We start from the raw sequence: 23144 nt of genomic DNA, 5'->3' as shown, positions 1-23144 counted from the left end.
CTCCAGGAGTTGAATTGGGATCGAGATCCCTGTTTGGGACTGACGCTTAAAAGCGTCAGTTCAAAGTGTTAACCGACTTTCGGTTCCCAACCAGGTTCGTACTCACGTTTCCACAGTTTCATAGCATCTTCGTTATTGAGGATGCGTCCATTCTTCGTATCACAGGTCAGCATGGACTGCGTGCGATAGGCGATGTTCCCGAGATGGCACAGAAGTGTACTGCGATGTCCAATCTCGATTTCGGCATTCAAGTTGAGATGGTCGCCAGAGCGGACTGCATCAACAAGGTTTTGAATGTGCGGCTCGTTTGCATAAGTTGATTTTTTCTCTTCGTCGAAAAGCTTGTCGTTTCGGTCGAAGAATTTGTAATTCCCTTTTGCGTCGATTTCGCAAGCACCCTTGTCGCCGTAGAAGGAGACAAAAGCTGAGGAGTCTTTGTGACGGTTGCAACTTCGGCCTTGCCAGGAAATCTGTTTTCCTTCTGCAAACTCGTAAGTAGCGATATTCGTGTCAGGCGTTTGTTGATCGTCTTCATAAGCATATCGACCGCCAGACGAGACAACTGTTTCGGGGAACTCGACCTGCAAGCCCCACCGGCAGACGTCAAGGGAGTGAATCCCGTTGTTGCCAAGTTCTCCGTTACCCCAGTGCCACAACCAGTGCCAGTTGTAGTGGATTCGGTTGTCGTAGTAAGGCATACGAGGAGCTGGTCCCTGCCAGAGCTCATAATCGAGGTTTCCAGGAACTTCTGCAGGGTGTCCGATTCCCATTCCTTCGCGAATGTTGTTGTACCATGAGCGAGCACAGTACACATTCCCGATGATCCCCTCATGCAGTTTGGCAATGGCATCGATGTAACCTGTACTGGTCCGGCGTTGCGTACCCAACTGAACGGCGCGGTCATTATGCCGAGCCGCTTTGATCATCATCTCACCTTCCCATGGATTGTGGCTGGCTGGCTTTTCACAGTATACATGCTTGCCAGCATTACAGGCCAAGATTGTTGCTGGCGCGTGCCAGTGGTTTGGTGCAGCACAGACCACGATGTCGAGATCTTTGTCATCGAGCATTCTGCGGTAATCGGTGATCGGCTCTGGTGATTGCCCCGTATCTTTTTCAAGTTGGGCGACAGCGGATCCTGCTCTTGATGAGTCCACGTCACACACATATGCAACATCGACACCGGGTAAGCGAGCAGCTGAAACCGCCAGTGAACGTCCACGACTTAGCCCCATGACTCCCACGCGAACTTTTTGTGAGGGGAGCTCTCCTTTTTGTGCGAAGAGTGGTCCGGTCGCATACGCAACGGTCGCAGCTGCGGTCGATCCTAGTAATGCACGTCGACTAATTTTCGTCATTCTCGACTCCTGAAATAATTTTCGAAACGTATTTGATCTGATCCTGAAACCTGAAATTGCTTTCTCAAACGTTAAGAAAGCGGCGATTCCAGAGTTTTTCGAATTGCTTCTAGAACCTCTCCGACAACCGACGCAATAAAGGATATCCTCAGAGTGAAAGAGGTTGTTTTGGATTCGGATCAGTTCAATTTATTATAGTGGTGAAAGAATTGAGAAGCCAATCGGTACAGGTCTGAACGAATTCATATTATAATTCCCTGATGGAATCGACTCTGCTAAACAAGCCGAATCGTCGCAGGAGATGGGCATTTCGCTTCTTGACCGTTGCGATTGCCTTTTCTCCTTTTCTTGTCATTGAGTTGGGACTCACTCTTCTTGACGTCGGAAAGAGTTCTGAAGCTGAAGATCCGTTTGTCGGATTTGCCAGCGTTGTTCCGTTATTCGAGTTGAATGAGGATGGCACCCGGTTTGTTCTTTCGCCACGGCGAACATCTTTTTTTGCTCATGAAGAATTCCCAGCGAAGAAATCAGAAAAAACATTTCGTATTTTCTGCCTCGGAGGGTCAACGGTCCAGGGACGTCCCTATTCGATTGAAACTTCTTTCACGACATGGTTGAGGATCGGACTTGAGCAGGCAGATCCTGAGACAAATTGGGAAGTTGTTAACTGCGGAGGCATTTCTTACGCCAGTTATCGACTTGTCCCAATCTTGGAGGAGACGCTTGGCTATGAGCCCGATCTCATAATCCTCTGCACCGGACACAATGAATTTTTGGAAGATCGCACATACAAGCATCTCAAACAGGTTCCGGCATGGATTGAAAAACCAGCGCATTTCTTAACGTCGACGAGAACTGTCCAACTCGCATCAAGCATGATGTGGTCTCACTCGGACGGGAAAACGATTTTGCAAACAGAAGCCGATGCAACACTCGACTATAAAAATGGAATCGCAGCGTTTCATCGTGATGAAGAATGGAGTCATGGAGTTGCGGTCCATTTTGAATCAAATGTTCTCCGGATGATCCATCTTGCTCAGTCGAATAATGTTCCGATTCTTCTGCTTAAGCCGCCTTCGAATCTCAGAGGAACGCCTCCGTTTAAATCAGAATCTGCCTTGCTCACAAAAGAGGAAATCTCAAAAGTTGAAGAGATGAAAATCGCTGCTCGACGCCTGTATTCTTCTGATATGAATGAGGCGACAAACATTTGGAAGGAAATTTGCCGCATCGATTCCGCCGCTGCAGCAAACTGGTATGAACTTGGATCGTGTCTGGATGCGCAGCACCGGACTGAAGAAGCAAAATCTGCCTACCTTGCAGCGAGAGACCTTGATGTTTGTCCATTGAGGATGACGACCGCGCTGGAGTCTGCGCTCGATGAAATTGCCGAGAAGGAAGAAGCCCCCTTGATTGACCTTCAGGAAATGCTGCAAAAGAAAATGAAAACCGGAAATGTCAGCCACAACTTATTCGTTGACCATGTTCATCCGAATTTTGAAGGTCATCAGCAAATTGCCCTCGCAATTGGACACTGGCTTCGCCAGCAAGGATATGTCCAATTCAATGCAGATTGGGATGTCACCTGCCAGGAACGTTTCAACGAGCATTTTGACGCACTCCCTCGAACGTACTTTCATCGTGGTCAGCGAATGTTAGCTGCTTTGAAAAAATGGACACAGGGTGATGCCGACGGAATGCCTGTGGAAGAACGGTTTCCACATAAATTTAGAACCGGTCAGTAAACCTCTGTGATAGCTGCTTTTCTCAATGATTGAGAGAGCAATTTCAAGTTTCAGGATCAGTTCTAATAAGTAGCGAACGGTGAAAGATTACGCCTCTTTTTAAATCAAAGCCTTTCTGTCATCGCTTCGACTGAATCAGCCGGTGTGAATGAATCAGCCAGGGCTGATGAGATGTTTGGGGATTGTCTTGCGTGAAATTTCTTGAAGCTGACCGCTAATCATTCTGGCTTCTTCAGAGCCTGTCGAAAAATGAGTATTTGTGAGAGGGCAGTTGTGTACGAGGGGTGGATGCGAAGTTTCAACAGAGTTCCGTTTCTTTTCTCTCGACAAATCGAGAAACGATCCCGGGACAATTCGAAAGTTTCATCACGATCGCTGAGATGAAACCCCCTTCTTGCTTCGCTATACTCCCGATTTTGACGAACCGATTTTGAACCTCTCATCAGTATGCAAACGAATCCTCCACCAACTAACCTGAAGCCGTTTTTCCTCGCGATGGACGATCTGTTCGAGGAGTATGACGGTAAACTCGACTGGCCGACATTTTTCGGTAATGACAATCCCGTCGAGATTGATGTCGGTTGCGGACGAGGACTGTTTGTTGTGACAGCCTCCGAAATGCACCCTGAGCGAAATTTTCTGGGAATCGAAATCGATTTCCGTGAAGGTCGACGTGGAGCTGCCCGCTTGAAGCGACGCAACTTGACGAACGCCTGCGTGATCGGAGGTGATGCGAATGTTCCATTTACGAAAATGATCGAACCGCATTCTGTTGATGCGATCCATGTCTACTTTCCAGATCCGTGGTGGAAGCGAAAGCATCGCAGTCGCCGCGTGTTTAATGATGTGTTCGTAAACTTATGCTCGAACCTGCTTGTCCCAGGTGGATTGTTGCATTCATGGACCGATGTTGAAGAGTATTTCGAAGACATCTCTGCGTTAATGAATCATCATGAAGATTTTGAATCGTTGCCAACTCCGGAAGAGCGTGACCCAGAACACGATATGGATTACCAGACCAGCTACGAAAGAAAAAAACGTAAGCTCGGCCTTCCAATTCACCGAGGGAAATGGCAGAGAAAACCAATTTCCTGATGAGGTGATGAGATTGGAGATGCAACGGTACACTCAGCGTGAACAGTCCTTGCAATTTGGAATCGCACAGAGGAATCAGACAGAGGAATCACAGTGCGTGATTCCACTGAGTGTGAAGTTGTAACAACCTACTTTCCAGATCCTATTCCTAACTCCTGAAAATTCTATGCCCTCTACAGTCCTCGTTTCTATCCCAGGTTTGCGTCAGCAAGATCTCGAGCGGATGCCGAATCTGAAGAAAATCGCTGCTGCTGGCGCTGTGAAACCATTGACAGCTTCGTTCCCCTGCGTGACATGTTCCGTTCAGGCGAACTTGACGACTGGCGTAGGTCCAGATGTTCACGGAGTGATCGCCAACGGATTTTACTATCGCGATAAAGGAGAATTCGAACTCTGGACCGCCTGGAATGAGTGTATCGAAGCTCCTCAAGTTTGGGATCTGCTGCATCAGGCCAATCCTGAAATCAAATCGGCGGTTTGGTTTCCAATGCACTCCAAAGGGGCTGGGGCAGATTACATTTGCACCCCCGCACCGATTCATAATCCAGATGGATCAGAATCTCTCTGGTGTTACACAGTTCCAGAGAGATTGTACGGAGAACTCCGCGACGAACTCGGACATTTCCCATTGATGAATTTTTGGGGACCGATTGCAAATATCAAAAGTTCGGATTGGATCATCGACTCTGCAATCAAAGCGGCCAATGAATTCGCTCCCGATTTTTTCTACATTTATGTAACGCACCTTGATTACGCTGCCCAGAAACTGGGCCCGGACAGTCCCGAGGCGCTTCAGGCGGTCGTTGATATCGATGTCTCACTTGGTCGATTGATTGATGGCATTGAAAATTCCAAAATGGATGACATTCACTGGTTGATCGCGAGTGAATATGTCATTACTGAAGTGAATGACGTTGCCTATCCGAATCGGGTACTGCGTGAAGCTGGTCTGTTGCATCTCGCTGACGATGATGGTCGTGAGCAACTCGTCCCGGGAGAATCTCAGGCGTGGGCGATGGTTGACCATCAACTGGCTCACGTGTTTGTTAAGGACGAAGAAAACATCGAGCGAGTCGCGGAACTGTTTAGAAATCATCCGCTGGTTGATGAAGTCTTGGTTGGAGCGGAACGAGACAAATACAAACTGGACCATCCACGTTCGGGGGAAGTTGTGTTGATCTCGAAGAAGGAAGCATGGTTTGCATACTACTGGTGGTTGGATGACGAGAAAGCCCCGACCTATGCAAGAACAGTTGATATTCACCGCAAACCGGGCTTCGACCCCGTTGAAATGTTCATCGACATGCCCAGTAAGTCGACACCGCTGGATGCAACCCTTGTCAAAGGATCACACGGCTATCCCGGTTCGACTGGCATCTTGATCTCGTCAAAAGGTCTGGATGAAGAGAGCTACCAGGATACGGATGTTACACCGTTGATCCTCAAGGATTTCGGAGTTGAGTTGAATTCTTGAAACCTCTGCAACGCTTGTCCTGCTCGCGTAGATCTAATTCGCTGGTGAAAAGTGTTCTTCATGGGCACAGGAAACACGAAAGTGCTTGGGTAAGGAAAACGTGAATCACAATATGTGCGACCGTACAAGTGAGTACGGTCGCACATATTTTTTCGCTTAACGCTTGATCCCACAAAGTACGCCGCAATGGATGAGCGTTTCGATGGGGCCGCTGACAGACAGGCCATTCTTGTTCATCCAGCTTCTGTATTCCGCAACACTGTAGGCTCGGCCTTCTGTGAGTGAAAAGAGGGCCGCCGAGTAAAGAGCGATGGGAAGTGGGCCGGTGTGCTCATCGTTCAGGAAGACATCATGAATGAGGAGTCGGCCTTGTTGGGGAAGTCGATTCGCACACTTTGCGATCAACTCCTCACATTCCGGAACATCCCAGTCGTGAAGAACATTTGAGAGAAGCATCACGTCCGCTTCCGGGAAATCATCTGTAAACATGTCTCCTTCGCGAAGTTCAAGACGATCAGCAACCCCGCATTGTTCCGCGAATTCTGAAGCGATGTTCAGGACTTCGGGGCGATCTATGACAATCGCTTTCAAGTGATGATTTCTAGCCAGATAGGCGATGGAATAAATTCCACTTCCTCCGCCAATATCGAGGAGAACTTTTGCATCGGGAATGCGAAAGCGATCTGCGAGAACTGGAGCCACGTTTTTGGCTCGACCTGCCAGCGAAAGTGTAAAGTGCCTGGCAAGTTCCGACTCTTCCATCGCGGAGGGCATTCCGTTTCGGTAGATAAAGGCAGCTCCATTTTCATTCACGTCGAGCCCGTAAGGCCTGTTCGTTTTGAGGCGTTCCACCATTCCCAATACATCAGGAGAAGTCGCAGCCAGCCCGATATAATTCGTGACTTCAAACTCTCGGTTGTGAAGAAGATGCTCGGCTGCCAGGGGTGTCGCACCGATTCGATCACCATCTTGAACCAGCAAGCCCATCGCTTTGAGTGCGGTCATCAGGACAGTAAACGGTCGCGGTTCTAATTCCAGTTCTTGCCTGAGTTGGCCCACCGGGAGAAAAAGATCGGGACTTGTGGAAAGTTTTTCGAAGAGATTGAAGTGGGCAACAGCGGCCGTCAGAAGCTGTGTCCCGTATGCACCACGAAAGTGCTCGAAAATGGGTGTCGGGTCAAACAACGGTTCCGTCTGGACATGCAAAGATTCCATGCTCCCGCCGAAGTGCAGGATTTCTTGACGCGTTTGAATGACAGGTTCAGAACCAGAGCACTCTTGCCAATCTGCCGGCGGCGAAGTTCGTGTTGCATCACGAAGAGAATTGAGATCGTGACCTGCCTCGGTTGACCAGCCAAGCTGAACCTCGAAGCTGTCGTTGTGCGGCATGCATCGAATCCAGCGGCTGAATTCATCATGGAGTTCAGCGAGCAAATAAATTGTTTGTTTCGCTTCTGAAATCTCAGTGGCCCAGGCGGTGATCATCTGGGAAAGACACGTCCGAACCCGTACCGCCGCGGGGAGTTCTTCATCCATTTCCAGAAGAAAATAATAGGAATCGCTCACGCTTAGAAAATCACCGATCTGGAGGGTGATATCCTGATGTGTTGATCCGTTGTCGTCGTAGGTCAATCTCAACATCTTATTCACTCATTCGGTCTTATTTGAGTCCGCAGCATAGCAAAAAGAGGACCTGTTCTGCCTACTCTGCCGGAAGGAAAGAGCATCAATGCGGGCAAATCTGAAGTCTGGCTTCTCAATGTGTCCGATCTCCAGTATTGTAAGGTGTGAAGCGAGCGATTGGACGTATCGTTTCCTGCTGGACTGTCGCAACTTTCCTCAGGAGGATGTCTCCGAAGAGCGTTTAAGGCAAGTCTGGCGATTAGTTGCCAGGAATAGAAAGAGGTTGAACTGATGTCGATGGAACCAGATGAGATTTTAATGGACGCGGAAGAACGCATGCAAAAAGCGGTCGAAGTGTTCAAGGACGCCCTGCAAGGACTCAGGACGGGAAGAGCAACTCCCGGTCTTGTCGATACTGTTCGAGTGAACTATCACGGTTCACCGACTCCATTAAAACAGCTGGCCAACATCAGTTGCCCAGAACCACAACAAATTGTGATTCGCCCCTTCGACCAATCCATCGTCACTGAAATTGTAAAAGCAATTCAGGCCAGCGATGCCGGAATGGCTCCGAACTCTGATGGACGTCTGGTTCGCATTAACGTTCCCGCACTTTCCACTGAACGCCGTCGAGAACTGACTCAGCGCGTTGGAAACTTTGCAGAAGATGCTCGGGTTTCGATTCGAAATATTCGTCGTGATGCAAACAAAAGTCTCGATCAGTCGGAGAAAGAGAAAATCATTTCCGAAGATATTCTCAAGTCGACCAAAGACGATGTTCAAGAGTTGACGAAGAAATTCGAAAACCAGATCAATGATCAGGCGAAGCAGAAAGAAGAAGAAGTGATGAACGAGTAGAGCATTGTTCGAATTTTCAGAACTGATCCCGAAACCTGAAATCGCTCTCTCAAGCATTGAGAAAATGCGGTTATTCCAGAGGTTTTCGGATTGGTTCTAATTTGAAAATGCCTCATGAAATTTCGAGCAAATTGCTTGAGTCACTTCATGATCATATTTCAGGCTGAGGGAGCACTGCTTCCTCAGCCTGTTTTTTTGTTGCTTATTGATTCGTGTCTATGCGATCCACACTATTTCCTCTTTTGAAATAGTGTTTTGCTTTCGAAAGAGTTCTCGGATCGCACCCAGCCAGCCAGATGGCTTCCTGACGCTACGCACGAATGTTGTCGATGCGGTTGGTTTCCCGCTTCGCGGGGCCGAGACGATCTTTGGTGTCAAAAGCATCCAGCATTGTGTTATAAACGTCGATGCCTTCAGCGTTGACGTCCAGAATCTGTCCGGTTTTGAAGCGGCCGTTCGCTCCGGTGATGGCGTGAAAGACGCCGGAGAGTTCGCGTTTGACGTCCGAGTGGCGGCCATCTCCCGATTCTGTTGAAACCGTAATCATGGAGTTTTCGAGGATCGACTTGCCGTTTGCTTCCATCGAGTCTTGATCGTCAAGGCGGCTCAGGAAGTAAGCGACTTCACGCATTTTCATGTGTGCGTGTGCACGGAGTTGTTCGTTCTTCTTCTTCTCGTTGAACTTGTGCCACCATTCATGGCTGCACCCACTCGAACCAGATGCGTTGAGTTGTTTCGCATCGTCAAATGTAAAGACTTTACGGCCATCGTACTCATAGTCACCCGTCACTCGGAGACGTTCACCGGCAGCCAGAAATGTGAGCGAACCGAAGCGGACTCGATCGAGTTGAATCGCCAAGGCGTACAGGTCTGCCATTAATCGCCATTCTGTAATGAGATTTTCAAGCGGCATGTCGAGACCTTCTCCACCTGGGTCAGCTGAACCGCCATGGGCAATTTTTGAACGAGGCGGGAGTTCGGGCCCGTTAGAGTCGTGCTTCATCTCGAAGGCACGTTGTTCGAACTCGCGAATTCTGTCGAGATGGTCTGCGACCCGAGCTTTCGAGGTTGCACCGAGGGGAGAGTTGACGCCGGTGTAAAACTGATACTGATCGACAACCGAGTCCAACACGCTTCTACGCAATCGTTTCGTACGGACATCGTTATCTTCGACCTGCCCCGCTAGCGATCCAAAGACACGATCAAAAACATCACGCGGTTTTTCCTGCATCGTCGCAGCGACTGTTCCGTCTGAATTGTAGCTGTGAACGTAGCGACTGACACGACTTCGGCGAAAGAACGTTCCGCCGACCAATGTCGGAACTGTCCCGGCTGGCAGCCCATCGGGGTAATACGTCTTGCGAATGACCTGATCGATGGATGGGCCTCCCGCTTTTGCCTCACCACTTGGGGGTTCTGCAGTGAATGCCCCCGATGCTCCATCGAAGTGGGCGTTGATGCCTGATTCATCACAGCGAACCTGGTCCACATTTCGCATGATGAGCAGTTTTTTGCTCAGTGGTTTAAGTGGTTCGAGGACGCCATCGAATCCTTCGGTTTGCAGCGGAGCAGGAATTCCAAGACCGAAGAAGACGTTGAAGGCTCGGACAGGAACCTCTGCTTGAGCAGCGGCGAGTGCTGGTGTTGCCAGCATCTCTTCCAGTAACGGAAGTCCGATTGCTACGCCTCCCAACCCTTTGAGAACAGTTCGGCGGTTAATTTTTCGATTCATCATTGGATCGGTTCCGTTCGGATGGTTTGTATGAGATCGCTCTGAATTAATGCGGAAATCAGGCTTGTCCAGGTTCCGCCATTTTTCTGCGCCTTTTGATGTACCTCTTTCATGATTGGCACATCAGCAGGGACGAGTGGTCGCCCAATTGCGAACTGGGCAACTTTCCATGACAAACATTCATTGACTCTGTCGCTCTTCGCGAGAAGATCCATTAACTCGGCAGATGTTTGATATGGGATCGATTTTTCATCGCCAGGGAAGAGGATTTCGCCATCCTCACGCAGCTTGTTCCCATGCTGATCAGCTTCAGAAAATGATCCCAGTCCGTCGAACTTTTCGAGAGCGAATGCGAGCGTTTCAAACTTCGCATGGCATCCACCACACGAACCGTTTGCCAATCGTTCCATCGCAATCATCCGCTGAGTCCGCCCAGGCTTGGTGGGAATTGGTGTGGTATCGACGCAGGGAGGAGGATCTTTGACAGCACCACGCAATAGGTCGTGAAGCACGAAAAGTCCGCGTGAAATCATCGAAGCTTCGTCACCACCTTTAGTGAGAATGCTGCCCTGTGTCAGCAATCCTCCACGGCTGGGGACGTTTTTAAGATCGACTTTTTCGAAACCTTTTATCTTCAAGTCCAAGTTGTAATGCTTCGCAAGTTCTGGTGTCAGAAACGTCGACTGAGCATTCAATAGATCGACAAGTGGGCGTTTTTGTTCCCAGAGAATCTCTTGAAAGTAGGCCTGCGTTTCTTTTCGCATCTCAACAGCGAGGCTTGCTTTCCAGTTGGGGAATTTTTCTTTGTTGGGACGCAAGTTATCGAGCCGTTGCAGGTCGAGCCATTCATTCACAAATCGAACTGATTGATCGATTGCTCGCTGATCCTTCAGCATGCGTTGAACCTGCTTATCAAGAGCGGATCGGTCGAACAGTTCGCCTGCCTCGGCGGCACGCATTAATTCCTGATCGGGAGGGCCACCCCAGATTGTGTAACTCACCCGAGAGGCCAACTCATAGCTGTTGACCGGCCAGGCACTGCCGTCCCCTTGTTGACTTTCCATGCGATACAAGAAACGAGGGGATTGAAGCATCGCTTGAAGTGTATAGGCAACAGCCTCGCGATAATCTCCTCCTGCGCTCGCCACGCTGGTTGAGATTCCTCGGTAAATGACAATCTCTCGTTCAGAGAGTGGACCGCGCAAAATCCATTTTCCCATCTTGGCGGCCAAGTCTCGCATATCAGCATCAATGAGTCGTTTCTTTTTCGTAAATCGCGACGCGAATTTTTCGACATCCATACGACTCACAATGATTTCTGAAAGTTGTGAGTATGCGTTAACGTGCTTCAGATCGACGTTCAGATTGTAAGAGGTGTTGCTGAATCCATCTGCTCGAAGGTCCGGCGGGAGAAGTTCGCGTGCTTCTTTCGAGATATCGACACCGACTGCAGCCCGGACGGTTTCGATGTATTCAGGAATCGTTAGCCTGCGAATCCAGTTTCCCGCGACCTTCCCTTGGTGGAGATAAACTTCCGGGTCAATCTGATCGAGAGTCCAGACAGCTCCCGTGTCGATCCATTTTTTGATGATCTCTTTTTCATCAGCCGAGAGAGGCTCACGGTTTGCGGGCATCTCATCAGCTTCGATTGACTTCCAAAGGGGGCTCTTTGCGTGGCTTCCCGGAACGAAAGCGACGCCACTATCACCACCTTTCATTGCAGCCACTTTCTTGGCGAGGTTCAGTCCACCTTCTTTCGTGGATGAATCATGGCACTCAAAACAGTGCCTCACGAAAATACCTGCCACTTTGTTTTCGAAGAACTCTTCTTGTGGGGACTTCGCCGCCATCTGTTGGGAATTGATAATCTTTGCGTTTGAGCCTGCTTTGAAATTGGCGACGACAGCCTGCGGTGGGAGCGCTTTGTTATACACCGCAACCAGATGATAGGTCCCTAGCCAGGGACGGTCATTGGTCATCTCGTTTCCGAGTGCAAATTGAAATGACGAATTCCAATTTGAAAAATCGCCCTCAATCTTCGCCTCACTGTTGAGTTGCCCATTCAGATAGATCTTCGCGATCCCGGCGCGGTTTCGCGTGTAAACAATGTGTGTGAGTTTTTTGGCGACAGCTTTAGCCTTGGAACTCGTTGAGGGAATTCCGTTGTTGCTCGTTTTTGTCGTCCGCAAGCGGACTTCCAGTTTGTCCTTGTCCTGTCCCAAGGTGACGTTGCGCTCAACAGAGTTCTTAGATATTGTGACGATCCGGGCTGGACCGCTTAGTCCTAAATCACTGGGAGTAATCCAAGCTTCGACGGTGATTTCCCCCGAACGTTTGAGAGACTCGCTCAATCGACTTACGGGCTTCTCTGAGAGAAGGATCGTACTAGCGGTGAGGGTTAACGCCCCAGCTGTACGGCGGACTCCCTTTTCGTTTGCGATCTTCAGATTCACAGGCACTCCTGTGCCAGAGACGTCATGAACGACGTTCCCCTTCTCTTCTGAAAAATTATAGAGCACCTGCAAGCCGGAGGTTACACGCGCATTCGTCGGATTCTCCTGAGCCTGTGCACGCAAATTGAACGTGGTCAATCCGAAGATTCCAAGAGCAACGAACAAATGGGGGACAAGTTGGACTGAAAAGCGATTCATGAGTTGCCTCTATTAAGAAGCAATTATCATTTCAGTTTTCACTGATGCAAGCAAGGCTGAAGTGAATTTGACGCGAGTAGAATGGAGCGTCGTCAACTTTTGGCGTTCGCAGTTGAGCGTTCACAGCTGAGCGTTTGCTGAGTGGTCGGAGCAAAGCTGTTTCTTACGTTCGATTTTTCCAGTATGAACCATTCGGGAAAGTGTAGGTTTCGATTGATTCAGGCAGCATCTCAATGCTGTATCCAGGAGCCTGTGGAGGCATGTACCTCCCCTTATTCATGACGACTGGATCTTTGAAGTGTTCGTGCAAGTGCCCGGCATATTCGGTCAGGCGATCTTCCTGCGAACCACTGACTGCGATGAAATCGAACATCGACAGATGCTGAACGTATTCACACAGTCCGACTCCGCCAGCATGCGGGCAGACCGGGACGTCAAACTTGGCGGCCATCAGCAAGACTGCCAGAACTTCGTTGACTCCTCCCAAACGACAACTGTCGATCTGACAGACACCCATCCCCCCCGATTGGAGGAACTGCTTGAACATGATGCGATTTGCACAATGTTCACCAGTCGCGACTTTGATCGGAGCAACGGCTTTTGCAATCGCAGCATGACCGAGGACATCATCCGGCGATGTCGGTTCTTCAATAAACCATGGCTTGAACTCGATAAACGATTCCATCCACTCAATCGCTTCTGTAACTTCCCAGACCTGATTGGCGTCGATCATCAATCGACGGTCCGGGCCGATTTCCTCGCGAATAATTCGGCAGCGGCGAATGTCATCTTCCAGGTTTCGCCCGACCTTAATTTTGAAGCAGTCCCAACCTTGTTCAATACAGCTGCGACAGAGGTCCCGCAGTTTTTGGTCAGAATAACCGAGCCATCCAGCGGAGGTCGTGTACGAAGGGAAGCCATTTTGTGCAAGGGCATCAATCCGTTCTTGTTTCGAGTCAGCGAGGCTCTCCAGAAGAGTGACAGCCTCTTGTGGGGTGATGGCATCGGTGATGTACCGAAAGTCGATGCAGCTGACGAGTTGCTCTGGAGTCATCTCTGCGAGGAGACGCCAGAGCGGTTTTCCCTCGACCTTGGCATACAGGTCCCACACAGCATTGACAACTGCAGCTGTCGCCAGATGAATCACTCCCTTTTCTGGACCGACCCAGCGCAACTGGCTGTCCCCGGTGATGTGCTTCCAGAAACCTGCCATATCTTCAGTGAACGATTCCAGCGTACGACCGACAATCAGGGGAGCGAGTGCTTCAATTCCTTTCGCACAGAGTTCGTTGCCGCGACCAATTGTAAAAGTCATTCCGTGTCCCGAAACTCCGTCTGGTGAATCTGTTTCCAGGACGACGTAAGCCGCGGAATAATCGGGATCGGGATTCATTGCATCAGAACCATCGAGCTGTTCCGAGGTCGGAAAACGAATATCAAACGGCGTCAGCTTTGTGATTGTGATGGGCATGTCTTGTCTCGAACCAGGAATAAAAAAAGCACCGTCGACAGATTTGCTGTCGGCAGTGCTGAGATTTTATCAAATTCTTCTGAATTCTGGGTTACGCAGCCTCTGCATCATGAAGCGATTCTGAATAAACCAAACTATAAATCTCGTCTGCAGCTTCGTCGAGAATGGCTCGGATGTTTTCACTTTGAATACGAGACATCATTTCTTCAATCGATGCGACAGTTCGATCAACTTCGTCGCTCGAAATGACTTCGTATCCGGTGGTTTCTTCCTCCATAGGAAGAACTTGCTGCTCATCAAGTTGCGGGAGTTCAGACATCTACTAGACCTCCAATGTCGTTTGATAGGAACCCGAAAGGGAGTAGGGAAATGGGTATGGTGTTTGAATCGCTCCATCGCCGATGCTCTGCCTGATCGTTCTCACCATCATGAAGACGTGAGAGGACAAAGCTCAGGTCGGGGTCAATTCTCTCTGCGATCAATGCGCCTCCAGCGATTGATGCGTCAACTTCACTTCTTCTTTGCTGATTTCTTTTTTACTGTTTTCTTCTTAGCAGCTTTTTTCTTAGCTGTCGTTTTTTTCTTTGCAGAGGCTTTCGTCTGCGCTTTCGTCGTTGTTTTTTTCTTTGCAGCTTTCTTTTTAGCTGCCTTCTTTTCTACAGGTGCCTTTTTCGCGGTCTTCTTTGCAGCTTTTTTGGCGGTCTTGGTCTTCTTAGTTGTTTTCTTGGTTGTTTTTTGGGGGGTGCCGCCAAAGATTGCGTCCCAACCATCGCGAAAATTATCGTTCGATCCTGTGTGAACCGTATATCCTGTCATGAGTCCAAATTACTTAGCTTGCGAATTCACCTCTCTGCGTATCGCCGATACTCTCGGCAAGACACTCACGTTTCTCGCTTCAGAGGAAGTGAACTCAAAATCGGGTCTGTATGTGTTGAGGCGGGATCGTAAAGTGAAAGGATCAGTTCCTCAATTGCGAATTCCATTTTACGAAAGATCGGAATCGTGTTTCAATTTATGACGTCGAGCTTTTCTCGTCACCGAACTCGGATTCTTTCTGGCGGCGAGTTTTTTTCCCGAGGTGCGGGCCTTTTAACAGTTGGTCCGTTGATTGCTCAATACGAATCATACGACCACCCAGATATTCGATTCGTTCTGTCACTTCATGAGTTGTTTGCTGCATTCCGCCAGAGACGAGCGTGACGATTCCGAGCAGTAACAACATTTGTCCAGCAGTCGAAAGAAGCCACCCGGTGGAGGCATACTGCTCGACCATTCCAAAGTAGCCCCACAGAACCAGGATTGTTCCAACAGTTAAAACACCGACACCGGCGTAAGCCATCAGTTGTCCCCAAATGACTTCTGATCGCCCAGGGCGAGATTTCGATTGTTTAGCTGCCGCAACGACGTCGAAATGCGGTGCGGGAGCCTGAACGTGAGCAGAGTGCGAATAGTGCTCGCGCTGACTTTCAGTAGACTGGGCCTGTTCGTGTGTGAATGGAATCCGATCTTCGACGTCTTCGTCGTCGTCCTGAAACTCAGTCTCGTGATCGTCGCCAATCACATTCTCGACGACTTCAGACTTCACCAAGTCTTGAGGAGCGGCCGGAGGTTGATTGACCGGTGGCTGAGCGGCTGGTGGGGATGGTGCTTCGGGAAATTTTCGTAATGTTGGTGAATGGGCAGCGTCGATTCGAAATTTTGGTTTCTTCTTTTCGTTTTGAATCGGTTCAGCAACTTGCTCAACAACCGGTTCTTCCTCGTTCAATTTGCTTGAAGCCTCTGGAAGAGAAGCATTTTCACTGGAAGTATTTTCGCTTGAGGGACTTTGGCTTGAGGGACTTTCGCTTGAGGGACTTTCGCTTGAGGGACTTTGACTGGAAGCAGCCTGATCGGAAGCGACCTGATCGGAAGCAGCAATATCAATGACTGGTGATGTTGCGGGTGAGGTCTCCTGCTGAGGTTCTTCGCTGGGAGCCTCCGAAGGCAACGGTTGTCGATCACCAACCAGCTGTTGCTGTTCCTCAGCCCACTTTTTCAGCAAGTCCCGTGCGGACTTCGTTTCCGGATGCAAACTCGGCGCAAACACTTGGCGTATCGATTCGCCACAAGTTGTACATTTGAGAACTTGCCCATCTTCCGAGATTTCGGCGGCGACGTCGTCCTGACAGCTAGCGCACCACATCAATTCAAGCCTAACACTAAAGTTGTATACGTTCGTCCACTTACTTAGATTGACTTTTTGAGCGTCAAAACATGCTCATGACTTCAATCTGATAGACCGTGAATGCGCTGGAAAGCACAATGAATCATGGCTGGATAGGGAAGAAATAACATGTAGCCCAAAATCAACGCAAGACCGCTTCAGCAGGTCTGCGAAATCAGTGGCACTCCTCGATGAATCCTTCAACAGTTTTTGACGACAATTCCCACATTATTTCGCAGGATGTGGAAAGCGGAGAAGCGAGGCGTTCAGGAGAATTTGTGGTCGTTGGAGAGAGCGACTGAATCGGATTTCCGTGGGCATATTTTCATTGCCGGAAGCGGTTTGCAACACCGTATTCCCGAACCGAACGAATTTCACCAATGAGTTTACTGTTCCCAAGACGCAGAGCTCGAATGCCTGGTCGAAAATACCTGCCCGAAAACTACCTGCCCGGTTCACAACTTTCGATCAGAACGGAAACGGTTTTGGAATTCCGCTTCCATCACGATTCGGACGACGTTTCTTTTTGGATTTGCGTTTCTTGTCGGGGGCATCCAGTTCAGACTCGATAGGACTTCGTCGAATTGGGAGACCGAAGTGGTACAAGATTTCGGTTCTTTGTTGTTCCTCGATCTCTTCCGCAATCCAGTGTTCGTCTCCCTTTTTCCAACCGACGATTTCTCCATCAAGATACGCCACTCGATTGCCAGCCAGTCCGGGAATTCGTTTTCCTGGACCAAGAATGCCGGTCAGGTTGAGGGGATCGGCAGCTGAGATCGTCGTCAGCTCCGGCGTTCCTTCAGTGTCGCGTATCGTGCGAAGTTCTCGGATCGCTTCACCCGTTGCGAACTGTTCTCCTCCAACCCCTTTAATAAATCGGCCTCCTCGAATTTCTCCTCTGGCTTCGAGTCGACGGTAAACCCTCAAAAGTTCCCACCATTGCGGTGAGAGCGGCTCACGCAGAACGAGGTCGCGAAAGACCACGCCCCAGCGGCGAATCAGTTGCCAGGCCCATTGTTCCACAATTTCTTCGTCTGAGATGTCATGGTCTTCCTGGTTCCACAAGGTCCAGCGACCAATATTGACGGTTGGTTTTCGTTCACGATGGAGTCTGGAGCGGCGACGTGATTTTTTTTCATCCGCTTGCGTCCGTGTCAGCTTGCGTAATCCAGCAAAACCATCGGCGGTGATCCATCCGCGCGAGACAAGCTCGCCCAGTCGCTCGTCAAGCTGAGTTGGCAACAGGTTTGTCATCTGAAGCAAGTCGCGGGCGAACAATGCACCCTGAGACTTGAGTAACTCTAATATCTCGACTGAGGAATCACCCAGGCTTTCTTCGTCAGGTTCGTGGCTGCGAGACGTTAACCAGGGGAGATCTTCACGAAGGAAGAGTGAGATCGGAACTGCACGTGTGACAGAGGCCATCGGCTTTCCGGCGGTTCGTTTTTTGGTGACTGGATCGAGACGGCCCCAGCCGATGTCACCGGTCAAACAAAGCTCGTCCAGCCAGGCAGGGACGTATGCTTCAACCCGTAACGGGAGCAGACTCTCTTCCCAGGCGGCGGACGACAGGTCGAGCCCTTGCAGCTGTGAGATAGATTCGTAAACACCGTCTGCCCCCTGACGCCGATGGCCTGCGACGGCTCCGTGATGTCGGGCAAGAAACTTATGGTAAACAGGGATTTCGACCGCTTCAATTTCTTTTCGCAGACCTGAGATGGTCCTTCGATGAATTCGAGCGAGCAAACGCCGATGGCACCATTCAATGTTCTCGGATTCACTATCGATATTCGGATCATAATTCAAGAACCGGCCGCGAAGAACGATTCCCTCACCTTCGAGTGCTACAAGGCTCGCGAAGACTTGATTGGCTGGAAGCTGTAAAGCCGAGGCAATTTCAACTGCTGTGACGGGGCCACTCGTTTCTATCAATCCGCGGAGCACAGCAACCAGAGCATCGACATCATTCCAGTCCTGTTTTACGGTGCTGGGGACGTTGACTTCACAGTCGGTTTTCAAGCCTTTCCAAACCAGCGAGGCTGCTGGCCATCGTTCGACGGGAACCCAACCGACGAAATCAGGCTCACCGTTCGTATTTCGGCGGCTCACTTTTATGATGCGACCGGCATTGTTTAACGATTGCAGGAACTCACCATGTTCTGAAGACTGAAAGCAGAGTTTTGTCGCTGCGAGCGTCTCGTCGTCGTTGACCGGAATTAAGAAGCGGCTGACCAAGGCATCGTGAAGTTCATCTTCGTTGCGAATCAGCGGTTGGACTTCTTCGACAACTGAGCGAATGGCCTCTGGGTCCAGCTTGCCCAGGTCACGTACCGATTCAACATTCAGAGAACGGCGAGTTGAGACGGCACGAGCACGGCGTTCTTGAACCTCACCACCATCCAGAAACGCATACGGATTGGCGTTCAGTAGTTCGTACGCAAACGGGGAAGGTTCACGGGTATCCCGAGCGATGTAAGTGACCTCTTCGGCATCGACACGTACCAGTAGATCCACAAGACCATCGATATCGAGTGCTTCCCGCAAGCAGTCCTCCATCGTTTGTTTGACGATCGGATGGTCGGGGATTTCGTGGTCTCCCACAATATTTTCCTGGCAGCCGGTCAATTTCGGAAAGACGGCTGTCAGTAAATCCTCTGTTCGAAACCTTTGAAGTGCCGGGGGGACTTTCTTTCCGTTTTTCATTCGTGCAACAAAAAGCGACCTCGTCACATTCCATCGCCACCGCAAATGAAACATCGGAACAACTAGCAGAGCTTGCTCCAGAAGATTTTGAGCGTTATCGACTCGCATCATTGGAAACAGGCTTTCAATCGGAAAGCTGTGCTGTGGCCCCAGAGAAAGAATGAAGCCATCGTCGTCGGCGGAAGCTTGAAGTTCGAAATCGAAAGAGCGGCAGAAACGTTTCCGAAATGCCAGACCCCAGGCACGATTGATTCTTCCTCCGAACGGAGCATGCACCACGAGTTGCATCCCTCCTGATTCATCAAAGAATCTTTCGAAGACAACTTTTCTAGTCGTTGGGACCACTCCAATAGCGGCCCGCTGCGCAGCGATGTAGGTGACGATTTGCCAAGCTGCGAAATCGTTACATTCGGTCTCGGTTTGTAACCATTTGACCAACGGTTTCCAGTGTTGCGGTTGTTCCTGATTGAGCTCTTCAGCTGAGGGCTTGATCTGTTCCCGAGATTTGTCGATCTCGATCAGGCGCGATTCGATCTCCGCACGTAAGTTCGAAACCTCTTCGGAGAGTTCGATCGTTCTGCCCGGAGCCTCGCCACGCCAGAACGGTATCGTCGGCGGAGCTCCATGTGCGTCAGCCACGATAAGGTCGTTCCCCCGCAAGCGTTGAATTCTCCAAGAAGAATTCCCCAGCAGGAAGATATCTCCGGCTGAGCTTTCCACAGCAAAGTCTTCGTCGACCGAACCTACGACCGTGTTTTCATCCTCAAGAATGACTCGAACGGAATCAATCTCGGCGATCGCTCCGGAGTTGTTCAGAGCAATGAGTCGAGACGCTTTTCTTGTCTTGATGATTCCGTTGACGTGGTCATGATGGATGAGCGCCCGACCGCGGCTTTCATGTTCCGTCAGTCCGTTGCTCAAAATATGAATGACGCGATCAAAGTCTTCTCGCAATAAATTTCGATAAGGGGACGCGCGAGTGAAGCAGTCGAAGATCTCGTCGACGTCCCATTCTTCATTGCAGACTTCCCCAACAATCTGTTGAGCCAGAATATCCAGAGGAGCTTCCGGGACGGGGATCACATCCAGCCGCCCCTGTTTGACGGCTCGGATCAGTCCCAGGCATTCAATGAGCTCATCGCGTGTCAAAGCAAATAATCGCCCGCGCGGGACAAGTCCGAGCGCGTGCCCGGATCGGCCTATTCGTTGCAGAAACGCAGCGATGGATCGGGGCGAACCGATCTGAATCACGAGGTCGATATAACCGACATCGATGCCGAGTTCGAGCGATGCCGTCGCGACAACCGCCTTGAGCTCTCCCGATTTCAAACGTTGCTCGGTGCTGAGCCTGTGTTCTTTCGACAATGAACCGTGATGGCTACTAATCGCTTCTTCGCCCAAAATTTGGGAGAGCTGATGGGTGAGGCGTTCAGCGAGTCGTCGGGTGTTGACGAAAATAAGTGTGCTGCGGTGTTCGTTGATAAGTTCAACAATGCGATGATTGACTTCTGCCCATTGCTCATGTGAGCAGACGCACGACAACTCGCTGGGAGGAATTTCAACCGCCAGGTCGAGGTCACGCGTATGACCAACATCGACAATCTGGCAGTCGATTCCAGTTTCTGCGTCTTTGGGAGGACGGTCACCGACAAGAAACTCTGCGACGCGCGAAATCGGTTTTTGAGTCGCCGACAAACCGATCCGCTGTAGTGGTTGCGGGACGAGCGCTTCAAGACGCTCGATAGATAATGCCATGTGCGAACCACGTTTGTCGCGAACAAGGGCATGAATTTCATCAACGATGACAGTTTTTACTGTCCGAAGTGATTCGCGGCTTTTTTCTCCTGTCAGCAGTAAAAACAGAGACTCCGGAGTTGTTACTAAAATGTGTGGTGGCTTCTTCACCATCTTTGAGCGTTGATACGAAGTTGTGTCTCCTGTTCGGAGTCCAACCTGAATTGGAGGAACATCGAACCCTTGAGCGAGCGCGAGTTCGTGAATTTCCTGAAGCGGTCCGGTCAGATTTCGCTCCATGTCGTTCGAAAGCGCTCTGAGCGGAGAGAGGTAAACGACCTGCAATCCCTCCTCCAGTTTTCCGTCGACGGCGTCGCGAAATAAGCGGTCGATGATCGCCAGAAACGCTGTCAACGTTTTTCCGCTCCCAGTTGGAGCGGCAATGAGAGTGTGATCCCCGCTCGCAATGTGCGGCCAACCTTCTTGCTGCGGGTCGGTGGGGTGGTTAAAGCGAGACCGAAACCAGTCCTGTATCACTGGATGAAACAGAGAGAGCGCATCGTCGTTCACGTCTGAACGTTGTGACATTCTTTGGGCTCTTGGGCAAATCCGATACTGTTCTTCCCGTGCTGCCTCGTGACGAGGAGTTTATGAAATCGTGAACTTGACCATCATAAGCATGACAAGTCTTGAAAATTCTCTCGTGAAAAACCAGTTCAAACAAAAATTCAACACGAACGTTCAGGTGTAATTGAATCGACAGGGATTTCAAAACGCATTCGGGAAGCGAGAGGAGTCGTTCATGGTTGAAACGAAAACTCCTTTGCGACTCGCATTCTACGCACTCATTTCGTGTCCGCCAATCACGACTTCAAATCCCAGGTCCTTGACCATCTCGAAATCCTGCTCCGGTGTTTGGCCTTTGGTGGTCAGATAATCACTGACAAACATGGAATTCGCTGCGTAGAGTCCCATTGCCTGCATTGATCGCAAATTGACCTCACGTCCGCCTGCGATGCGAATTTCTTTGTCAGGATGCGCCAGGCGAAGTAGACAAACGATTCTTAAACACTGCCGTGGATTGAGATCTTCCCGGTTTTCGAGGGGCGTCCCGTCGATGGAATGCAGGAAGTTGACTGGGATCGACTTGACGTCCAATGACTGCAATTCGAAAACGGCATCAATGAGATCTTCTTCCGTTTCCCCCATTCCAGCAATGAGCCCGCTGCATAATTCCATCCCCGCACTCTGAGCAATTTTCAGCGTGTCGATGCGGTCTTGGTAAGTGTGAGTTGTGCAGATCTCTTCGTAATAGCGACGTGATGTATTCAAGTTGTGATTGATTCGATCGACACCGGCATCGGCGAGTCGCTGTGCCTGATCTGGCTTTAAGAGTCCTAAGCAGGCACAAATATGAAGGCCATGTTCGTTTTTGATTTTCTGGACAACATCACAAACGTGGTCGACTTCGCGGTCGGTTGGGCCTCGTCCACTGGCGACAATGCAGTAAGTTCGCGCCTGGGTTTCGGCAGCTTTTTGAGCACCTTCAAGAAGCACACGTTCGTTTGCAATCGTATACTTTTCGATGGGGGCATCCGAAACGATTGACTGCGAGCAATAACCACAGTCTTCGGGGCAGAGTCCGCTTTTTGCGTTCTTCAGATAGTACATCTGAACCGTGTTGCCAAAGTAATTCCGTCTGACGGTGTAAGTCGCAGCTAACAGTTCGAGCAATTCTGCATCGCTTGATTGAAGAATCTCAAGTCCCTGTTCTCGTGTCAGAGGTGAACCGGAAAGGACTTGCTGACTCAACTCTTGCCAGCGTGATGTCAAAGGGGATTCAACTGGAATCATATTCGTAAACTTATTTGCTCTGACAAAACCTGGGCGAGTTTTCGAATTCAGAATGAATGAACACGAATCTCGAAGTTGTGTCAGCTGTTCTTAGTAGGAAGTTGAAATTCTGAACGAAATGAACGATGTGGAATTGTGAACCGACGCATTTGAATTGACTTGAACCCGTCGGGGCGCGGCGAAATCATTAGCCGCTGGACTTTTTCCTGGCAACACGTTTTCCGAGTGGAGCGTTTGAACCGGCACCAGAGCCTTGCGATTTTCGTTTTTCGAGGGCTTTATTAACAGATTCGATGAGAACGTCCATCGCAAATGGTTTCCGCAGGTAGTCGACAGCACCCAGCATTTCCGCATACGCTTTGTGCCGTCCCCCTTCATTTGCGGTGATCATAATGACACTTGGAGGGCTGTCGATGGTTTTCAAGTACTCCAAGACCGGAAATCCCCCCATTCGTGGCATCATCATGTCAGTGATGACCAAGTCTGGATTTTCGTCCTGAATCAATTTTTGGCCATCGACACCATTTGTCGCAGTGAAGACGCGATAACCAATCTCTGAGAGGACCGTTTTCAGGGTACTCTGAATCTCACGATCATCTTCGATGAGAACAATCCGTTCACCGGACATGTTTCACTCCTTCTC

The 23144-nt window shown here is 50.0% G+C and carries 15 protein-coding genes; 4 read left to right on the top strand and 11 right to left on the bottom strand.

Annotation, left to right across the window (positions count from 1 at the left end; translation table 11 throughout):
* Positions 1-68: 68 nt before the first annotated feature.
* The gene (locus tag Mal48_RS12350; protein WP_145199683.1) at positions 69-1358 is read right to left on the bottom strand and encodes a Gfo/Idh/MocA family protein; all 1290 of its coding nucleotides are present in this window, start codon (positions 1356-1358) and stop codon (positions 69-71) included.
* A 260-nt stretch (positions 1359-1618) separates the two neighbouring features.
* On the opposite strand from Mal48_RS12350, the gene Mal48_RS12345 reads away from it, so the two are divergent.
* From Mal48_RS12345 to Mal48_RS12335, 3 genes are all read left to right on the top strand, one after another.
* Entirely contained in the window at positions 1619-3103 is a 1485-nt protein-coding gene (locus tag Mal48_RS12345) for an SGNH/GDSL hydrolase family protein (protein ID WP_145199680.1), read from the top strand.
* Positions 3104-3550: 447 nt separating this feature from the next.
* Positions 3551-4198 (top strand): tRNA (guanosine(46)-N7)-methyltransferase TrmB, encoded by a 648-nt coding sequence (gene trmB / locus Mal48_RS12340; protein ID WP_145199677.1) that lies wholly within the window; start codon positions 3551-3553, stop codon positions 4196-4198.
* Between the two features lie 166 nt (positions 4199-4364).
* Positions 4365-5672 (top strand): alkaline phosphatase family protein, encoded by a 1308-nt coding sequence (locus tag Mal48_RS12335; protein ID WP_145199673.1) that lies wholly within the window; start codon positions 4365-4367, stop codon positions 5670-5672.
* A gap of 156 nt (positions 5673-5828) precedes the next feature.
* On the opposite strand, the gene Mal48_RS12330 is transcribed toward Mal48_RS12335, so the two are convergent.
* On the bottom strand, positions 5829-7313 hold the full coding sequence (locus Mal48_RS12330; protein ID WP_197441660.1) for a methyltransferase: 1485 nt from the start codon (positions 7311-7313) through the stop codon (positions 5829-5831).
* A 279-nt stretch (positions 7314-7592) separates the two neighbouring features.
* Between Mal48_RS12330 and frr the strand changes: the two genes are divergently transcribed.
* A complete protein-coding gene (gene frr, locus Mal48_RS12325) occupies positions 7593-8153 on the top strand; it encodes a ribosome recycling factor (RefSeq protein WP_145206115.1) in 561 nt (186 codons plus the stop codon).
* Between the two features lie 310 nt (positions 8154-8463).
* Here the strand turns inward: frr and Mal48_RS12320 are convergent, their stop codons facing one another.
* The 9 genes from Mal48_RS12320 to Mal48_RS12280 form a co-directional block, all read right to left on the bottom strand.
* The gene (locus tag Mal48_RS12320; RefSeq protein WP_145199669.1) at positions 8464-9888 is read right to left on the bottom strand and encodes a DUF1552 domain-containing protein; all 1425 of its coding nucleotides are present in this window, start codon (positions 9886-9888) and stop codon (positions 8464-8466) included.
* Complete coding sequence (locus tag Mal48_RS12315; RefSeq protein WP_145199666.1) at positions 9885-12536, bottom strand: DUF1592 domain-containing protein; 2652 nt, start codon at positions 12534-12536, stop codon at positions 9885-9887. The genes Mal48_RS12320 and Mal48_RS12315 overlap by 4 nt, the downstream gene beginning before the upstream one ends.
* A gap of 163 nt (positions 12537-12699) precedes the next feature.
* Complete coding sequence (locus Mal48_RS12310) at positions 12700-14007, bottom strand: L-fuconate dehydratase (RefSeq protein ID WP_145199663.1); 1308 nt, start codon at positions 14005-14007, stop codon at positions 12700-12702.
* A gap of 91 nt (positions 14008-14098) precedes the next feature.
* Complete coding sequence (locus Mal48_RS12305) at positions 14099-14326, bottom strand: hypothetical protein (RefSeq protein WP_145199660.1); 228 nt, start codon at positions 14324-14326, stop codon at positions 14099-14101.
* Between the two features lie 191 nt (positions 14327-14517).
* On the bottom strand, positions 14518-14823 hold the full coding sequence (locus Mal48_RS12300; RefSeq protein ID WP_145199657.1) for an RNA polymerase subunit sigma: 306 nt from the start codon (positions 14821-14823) through the stop codon (positions 14518-14520).
* A gap of 196 nt (positions 14824-15019) precedes the next feature.
* Positions 15020-16189 (bottom strand): hypothetical protein, encoded by a 1170-nt coding sequence (locus Mal48_RS12295; RefSeq protein WP_145199654.1) that lies wholly within the window; start codon positions 16187-16189, stop codon positions 15020-15022.
* A gap of 489 nt (positions 16190-16678) precedes the next feature.
* A complete protein-coding gene (locus Mal48_RS12290) occupies positions 16679-21235 on the bottom strand; it encodes a DEAD/DEAH box helicase (protein ID WP_145199651.1) in 4557 nt (1518 codons plus the stop codon).
* A gap of 249 nt (positions 21236-21484) precedes the next feature.
* Positions 21485-22501: a biotin synthase BioB gene (gene bioB / locus Mal48_RS12285; RefSeq protein ID WP_145199648.1), complete on the bottom strand. Its 1017-nt coding sequence runs from the start codon at positions 22499-22501 to the stop codon at positions 21485-21487.
* A gap of 187 nt (positions 22502-22688) precedes the next feature.
* Positions 22689-23129 (bottom strand): response regulator transcription factor, encoded by a 441-nt coding sequence (locus Mal48_RS12280; protein ID WP_145199645.1) that lies wholly within the window; start codon positions 23127-23129, stop codon positions 22689-22691.
* Between the last annotated feature and the right edge of the window lie 15 nt (positions 23130-23144).

This window comes from Thalassoglobus polymorphus, assembly GCF_007744255.1.
Classification (GTDB): Bacteria; Planctomycetota; Planctomycetia; order Planctomycetales; family Planctomycetaceae; genus Thalassoglobus; species Thalassoglobus polymorphus.
This window is presented reverse-complemented; position numbering and strand designations above follow the sequence as displayed.